Raw genomic sequence first — 6180 nt, forward strand, 5'->3', positions numbered from 1 at the left:
CCTGCTGGCGCGACAAAACCTGCTACAACCCTGCCACCCACCAAACCACAAACAAGATCAACAAAGACCAAGGGTTGACTTAGGAAACTCATCGGCGCGACCGCGTCCCACTCGAGGAACTTGTCCGCGGCAGCCGCCGGGTGCGAGGCGAACACCGGGAGTTAGGTCCGGGTTGCGGACTTGCCCTCGACCCGCATCCGGGCGCCGATATCGCGCAGCCGCTGGGCCGCCGGTTGAACCGGTCCCCATCGGCCTTCACGCGGGGCGAGTCGACGTCGCCGCCGAGCGCGCGGGCGAGCCGCTGACCAGCAGCTCCGCCTTGAGGGAAGCCAGCCCGAACGCGCCGGCCACGTTGACCCCGGAGCCCTTGAGCGCACCGGGCCGCCGAGACCTGCGCGACGGGCAGCGCAGCAGCGGATCGGATCTTGTGACGGAATCCAACCTCCCCAATTGCATAAGGTTAGGCTAACTTATCATTCGATCTCGGGAGGTTTCGGATGACAGGCACGCGGACCGCGCAGGTGATCGAGCAGAAGCCCGTTTACCGGATGTTCCCGGTCTAGGTCGCGCGGGTGCAACGCCTCGGCCCGAGCTTCGTCCGGATCACCTTCGCCGCGCAATGCCTGCGCACCTTCGGCGCGGGCAGGCGCGACCAGCGGATCAAGCTGGTGTTGCCGCAGCCCGGCCGCAACTCGCGGACACCCCGGAAGGGGCCCGACTGGTACCAGCGATGGCTGGCGTTGCCCGACGAGATCCGCCCCAACCTGCGCACCTACACCGTCCGCGCCTACCGCTGCGGGCCCGCAGAACTCGATGTCGACTTCGTGCTGCACGGCGGCTCCGGCCACGGCGGCCCCGCCTCGAACTGGGCGGCGACCGCGCAGCCCGGCGACGTGATCGGACTGCTCGGCCCCGACCGGCCGGGCACTGGCCGCATGTGGGGTTGCGAATGGGCGCCGCCCGCGACTGCCAGCCACCTGGTGCTCGCCGGCGACGAGACCGCCGTGCCCGCCGTCGCCGCAATCGTCGAAACGCTCCCGCCGTGCACGCGCGGCATCGTCTGCCTCGAAGTACCCGAGGAAAACGACCGGCAGGACTGGCGCGTACCCGACGGCGTCGAAGTGCGCTGGTTCCCCCGCCGCGCGGCGCAGCCGCACGGCAAGCTGCTGGAGGAAGGCGTCGCCGCGGCGCTGGAGGAACTGCACCCGCGAACGCGCGGCAGCGCGGCCGAACTCGACGATGTCGACGTGGACATCTCGCCGCTGTGGGAGGTGCCCGAGGACACCGCCTGCCCCAGCCGCTTCTACGGCTGGCTGGCCGGCGAGGCGGCCGTCATCAAGCGCCTGCGTCGGATGCTGGTGAGCGACTACGGCATCCCGAAGCAGGCGGTCGCGTTCATGGGCTACTGGCGCGACGGCCGCTTCTGACGCTCGACGAATCGGACCGTCGGTGTCGGTGGTATCCGATACTGTGCCTTTCGACACCCCATCTGCCGGTTGGCGCAGTCCGGGGCGTCCCGAAGTAGCAGCACAGGTAGCCGAAAGGGCGTAGTCATGGCCGCCACCACCATGGTCACCGACGATTTCGTCGCGCGAGCCGACCCGTACCGGCGGGAACTGCTGGCGCACTGCTACCGGATGCTCGGCTCGCTGCACGACGCCGAGGACCTCGTGCAGGAGACCTACCTGCGCGCCTGGCGGGGCTACGACCGGTTCGAAGGCCGGTCGTCGCTACGCACCTGGCTCTACCGGATCGCCACCACCACCTGCTTGACCGCGCTGGAGAACCGGAAGCGCCGACCGCTTCCGACCGGCCTGGGCGGTCCCAGCGACCCGTCCCGCGACGAACTGGTGGAGCTGCCCGAGGTGCCGTGGCTGGAGCCCATCCCGGACACCATGATCACCGACGACCACACGGATCCGGCGGCGATCGTCAGCGCGCGGGAGAGCACCCGGTTGGCCTTCATCGCCGCGCTGCAGCACCTGCCCGCCCGGCAGCGCGCGGTGCTGATCCTCCGCGACGTGCTGAAGTGGAAGGCCGCCGAGGTGGCGGAAGCACTCGGCACCAGCACCGCCGCGGTCAACAGCTCCCTGCAGCGCGCCCGGGCGCAGCTCGAGCAGGTCAAGCCGTCCGAGGACGACACCCGCGAGCCGCTGACCGCTGAACAGCAGCAGATGCTGGAGCGCTACGTGGCGGCGTTCGAGGCCAAGGACATCTCCCGCATCGTGCAGTTGTTCACCGAGGACGCGATCTGGGAGATGCCGCCGTTCACCAACTGGGTGAGCGGCGCCGAGCAGATCGGCGTGCTGGTCGACCTCAAGTGCCCGGCCGGCCCGGATGACATGCGGCTGCTGCCGGCCCGGGCGAACGGCCAGGTCGCCTTCGGCGTCTACATGCGCCAGCTCGACGGCGTGTTCCGCCCGTTCCACCTGCAGGTGCTCGAATTCGACGGCGCGAAGGTCAAGCACGCCGTCACGTTCTTCGACGTCAGCCTGTTCCCCTCCTTCGGGCTGCCCGACACCTACCCACAGTGAGCGCGGTCGGCAAGCCCGCCCTGTCGGCCACGCCGCCGACACCTGAGCCGAACAGCCCGAACGGCAGGGCGGCTAGCGCAACGGGTGCGCGGCGAGGAACCGCAGTACTACCTCGGACGCATCGGCCTGCTTCTCCTCGAAGTACGCGTGGCGGGCTCCGTCGAGGTAGTGCACCTCGGCTCCGGGGATGCGCTCGGCAAGGATAGCCGCGTTCCCCGCCGGGCTGAAGATGTCGTCCGTGCCGTGCAACACCAGCGTCGGCGCCGTCACGCCGTCCAACTCCGCCCAGCTGTCGTGGTCGTTGCTGGCCCGCAGGTGCCCGCGCCGGGCGTGGTTGGGCATCGGGCCGCCGAGCACCACGTACGGGCCAGGGTGGGTCCGCACCCATCCCGGCGTGTACATCAGATCGATCAGGGCTTGGCGAGCCGCCTCGACCGATGGTTGCGCCAAGGATCGGGCGACCACGGCATCCGCGCGGAGTCCGCGGGTGCCGCCGACCGATGTGCAGCCCAGGATCAGGGCCCCGAGCCGGTCAGGGTGGTCGATGGCCACCCACTGCGCGACCTTGCCGCCCATCGAGGTGCCGTAGACGTGGGCCCGCGCGATGCCCAGTTCGTCGAGAATGCTGATCACATCGCTGGCGAAGCGGCGGACGCTGTATTCCGCGTCCTCGGGCTTGTCGCTCTCGCCGGTCCCGAGGTAGTCCAGCACGATCGTCTGGTAGTCGCCATCGAAGTCGGCGTGCACGTTGTCCCACCAGTGGTGGGTGTTCGCCTGCCCGCTCAACAGGACCAGGGGTTCGCCGGAACACCGCACCTGGTAGTAGATCTCGGCTTGGTCAGCAGTCTTCGCGAACGGCACGCCCACATCCTACGACCACCGACGCGGCACCAGCCCGGCAGTCACTGAGCTCACAGACGTTCGTCCACAAAGGACATCGTCCACCAGCAGGTGCGCGGGCGCATGCGGGGCTACAGTGACGGCGGAGACGTATGGGCGCCTGGTGGCCCCCTCGGCCTTCAAAGCCGATGGCACCGAGCACCTCGGTGCGGCGGGTTCGATTCCCGTCCGTCTCCGCCTGTGGAGCGGGCGCCGACGTGCTGCAATGGGGGCATGACCGGGTCCAAACCGATTCGCCTGACCCAGTACGCGCACGGCGGCGGCTGCGCCTGCAAGATCCCGCCCAGCGAGCTGGAGTCGATCGTCAGCGGCCTGGCCCCCGCCATCGAACGGCCGAACTCGGAGCTGATCGTCGGCCTGGAGACCGGTGACGACGCGGCCGTGGCGCGCGTCGACGGCGGGCCCGCGATCGTGGCCACCACGGACTTCTTCACACCTGTCGTCGACGATCCCTACGACTGGGGCCGCATCGCCGCCGCCAACGCACTGTCCGATGTGTACGCGATGGGCGGCATTCCGATCCTCGCGGTCAACCTACTGGGCTGGCCGCGCGATGTGCTGCCGTTCGAGTTGGCAGCCGAGGTGCTGCGCGGCGGCTCCGATACCGCCGGGGCGGCGGGCTGCCACATAGGCGGTGGGCACAGCGTCGACGACCCCGAACCGAAGTACGGCCTGGCGGTCACCGGCCTCGTCGACCCCGATCGGTTGCTGCGCAACGACACCGCGCGGCCGGGCCTGCCGCTGTCGCTGACGAAACCGCTGGGAATCGGCGTGCTCAACACCCGGCACAAGCGCACCGGGGAACGCTTCGAGCAGGCGATCGAGGCGATGACGACGCTGAACCGCGACGCCGCGGTCGCTGCGTTGCTGGCCGGGGTGGTGTGCGCGACCGACGTCACCGGGTTCGGTCTGCTGGGCCACCTGTTCAAGACCATGCGCGCGTCCGGGACGGCCGCCGAAATCGACGTCGCCGCCGTGCCGTACCTCGACGGCGCGCGGGACGCGGTGCGGGCGGGGTTCATCAGCGGCGGCACCCGCCGGAACCTCGACTGGGCCCTGCCCCACCTCGATCCCGGTTCGACATCGGGAGAAGACCTGCTGCTGCTCGCCGACGCCCAAACCTCGGGCGGTCTGCTCGTGGTCGGCGAGATCCCGGGCGCGCCGGTGATCGGCCGGGTGCTGCCCGCCGGCACCGCGACGATCTCGTTGCGCTGAGCATTCCCCGCCCACATCGTGGGCAGTCGGGGCGATCCGTTGACGCTTCCCCACGACGCTTCTGGCGTTCATGACATGGCGCAGTCGGTGCAGTTGGTCACCAGGGACTACCCCGATCTCCTCCGAGTCACCTCCGCCGCCTGCCCGTGGCGCCGAGCTCCCGCAGCCTTGCACCTCATCCCGGCCCCATTCGGCGGTCACCGTTCGCCGCCGGTTCCCGGCACCGCTTCGCGAACGCTCCCCCACCTGACGACGGCGATCTGGTCGTGTTCCTCGGCGAACGCGCGGCCGAGCGGAAGGACCGGCTGGACGGCGCGGTGTGCACATCGGACGCCGCGATGCACACCGTACCGCGGTCGAACTAGCCGATCTGCTGCTGTCTTGGACCGAGGCGGGGCTTTCCGGATTCCGGTTGCGGCCCGGTGCCTTCCCACACGACCTCACCTCGATCACCCACGGCCTAGTCCCGGAGCTACAACGACGCGGAGCCTTCCGCACCTCCTTTGAGGTCGGCACGCTGCGCTGGTGTCGCCGACCGGCTGGACACGCAGATCGCGGGCTCGCCGGAGACGGTGGTGCGCAAGCTTATGACGTTGCGCGACGCCACCGCCGCCGACGAGCTCGTGATAACCACGGCGACCCACGACCACGCCGGCCGGGTCCGCTCCTACGAACTGCTCGCCAATGCCTGGCTAGAGTCCTAACCGCGTCCGATGAATGGCATCGCGGTGGCGGTGATGGTCAGGAACTGCACGTTCGTGTTCAGCGGCAGGCTCGCCATGTAGAGCACAGCGTCGGCGACGTGCCGGGCGTCGAAGGTCGGTTCGGGGCGAACGGAGCCGTCCGCCTGCAACGAGCCGGTGGCGATGCCCGAGGTCATCTCGGTGGCCGCGTTACCGATGTCGATCTGCCCACAGGCGATGGCGTAGGGCCGACCGTCCAGCGAAATCGACTTGGTCAGGCCGGTGATGGCGTGCTTGGTCGCGGTGTAGCCGACGCTGCGAGGCCGCGGGCTGTGCGCGGAGACGGAACCGTTGTTGATGATCCGGCCGCCCTGCGGATCCTGGTCACGCATGATCCGGAAGGCGTGGTGCGCGCACAGGAACGAGCCGGTCAGATTAGCCTGCACGACGTCTTGCCAGTCTGAATAGGACAGTTCGCCGACCGAGCCGGCGGTGCCGAAGGTGCCCGCGTTGTTGACCAGCAGGTCGACCCGGCCCCACACGTCGCGCACGCCCTCGAACAGCGCGGCGACCGACTCCGGGTCGCTGACGTCGGTCGGCGCCAATCGGGCGGCGGCGGAGCCCTGCGCGGTCTCCTCCAACGGCTCTGGCCGCCTGCCTGCCAACGCCACCCGGTAGCCCGCGCCGAGCAGCGCCTGCGCGATCTCCCGCCCCACGCCGGATCCGGCCCCGGTCACCACTGCGACTCGCGTGTCGCTCACTAGGCCACCATCCCTTTTGCAGCCCTGTCGGATAGGGTTGTGACCTCTCGGTCCCGGTGGGTGCATGGCCTGTGTCGCGTGCCGCTT

Annotated in this window: 7 protein-coding genes and 1 tRNA gene; 5 read left to right on the top strand and 3 right to left on the bottom strand. The window is 69.6% G+C overall.

Annotated features, from left to right (window positions below; translation table 11 throughout):
• Positions 1–255: 255 nt before the first annotated feature.
• The gene (locus tag ACWDKQ_RS34660; RefSeq protein WP_450142990.1) at positions 256–441 is read right to left on the bottom strand and encodes a hypothetical protein; all 186 of its coding nucleotides are present in this window, start codon (positions 439–441) and stop codon (positions 256–258) included.
• Between the two features lie 131 nt (positions 442–572).
• On the opposite strand from ACWDKQ_RS34660, the gene ACWDKQ_RS34665 reads away from it, so the two are divergent.
• Together ACWDKQ_RS34665 and ACWDKQ_RS34670 are read left to right on the top strand one after the other, a co-directional pair.
• A complete protein-coding gene (locus ACWDKQ_RS34665; protein ID WP_450142991.1) occupies positions 573–1427 on the top strand; it encodes a siderophore-interacting protein in 855 nt (284 codons plus the stop codon).
• Between the two features lie 126 nt (positions 1428–1553).
• A complete protein-coding gene (locus ACWDKQ_RS34670; RefSeq protein ID WP_450142992.1) occupies positions 1554–2534 on the top strand; it encodes a sigma-70 family RNA polymerase sigma factor in 981 nt (326 codons plus the stop codon).
• A 72-nt stretch (positions 2535–2606) separates the two neighbouring features.
• Here the strand turns inward: ACWDKQ_RS34670 and ACWDKQ_RS34675 are convergent, their stop codons facing one another.
• The gene (locus ACWDKQ_RS34675; RefSeq protein ID WP_450142993.1) at positions 2607–3395 is read right to left on the bottom strand and encodes an alpha/beta fold hydrolase; all 789 of its coding nucleotides are present in this window, start codon (positions 3393–3395) and stop codon (positions 2607–2609) included.
• A gap of 123 nt (positions 3396–3518) precedes the next feature.
• On the opposite strand from ACWDKQ_RS34675, the gene ACWDKQ_RS34680 reads away from it, so the two are divergent.
• The 3 genes from ACWDKQ_RS34680 (at position 3519) to ACWDKQ_RS34690 (ending at position 5353) form a co-directional block, all read left to right on the top strand.
• Positions 3519–3611 (top strand) — tRNA-Sec (locus ACWDKQ_RS34680).
• 36 nt (positions 3612–3647) lie between these two features.
• Positions 3648–4649, top strand: coding sequence for a selenide, water dikinase SelD (selD, locus tag ACWDKQ_RS34685; RefSeq protein ID WP_450142994.1), 1002 nt, complete (start codon positions 3648–3650; stop codon positions 4647–4649).
• Between the two features lie 503 nt (positions 4650–5152).
• Positions 5153–5353 (top strand): hypothetical protein, encoded by a 201-nt coding sequence (locus ACWDKQ_RS34690; protein ID WP_450142995.1) that lies wholly within the window; start codon positions 5153–5155, stop codon positions 5351–5353.
• On the opposite strand, the gene ACWDKQ_RS34695 is transcribed toward ACWDKQ_RS34690, so the two are convergent.
• Positions 5350–6093 carry an SDR family oxidoreductase gene (locus ACWDKQ_RS34695; RefSeq protein WP_450142996.1) on the bottom strand — a complete coding sequence of 248 codons (744 nt, stop codon included), beginning with the start codon at positions 6091–6093 and terminating at the stop codon, positions 5350–5352. The genes ACWDKQ_RS34690 and ACWDKQ_RS34695 overlap by 4 nt on opposite strands.
• Positions 6094–6180 lie beyond the last annotated feature (87 nt).

This window comes from Saccharopolyspora sp. NPDC000995, from assembly GCF_053599315.1.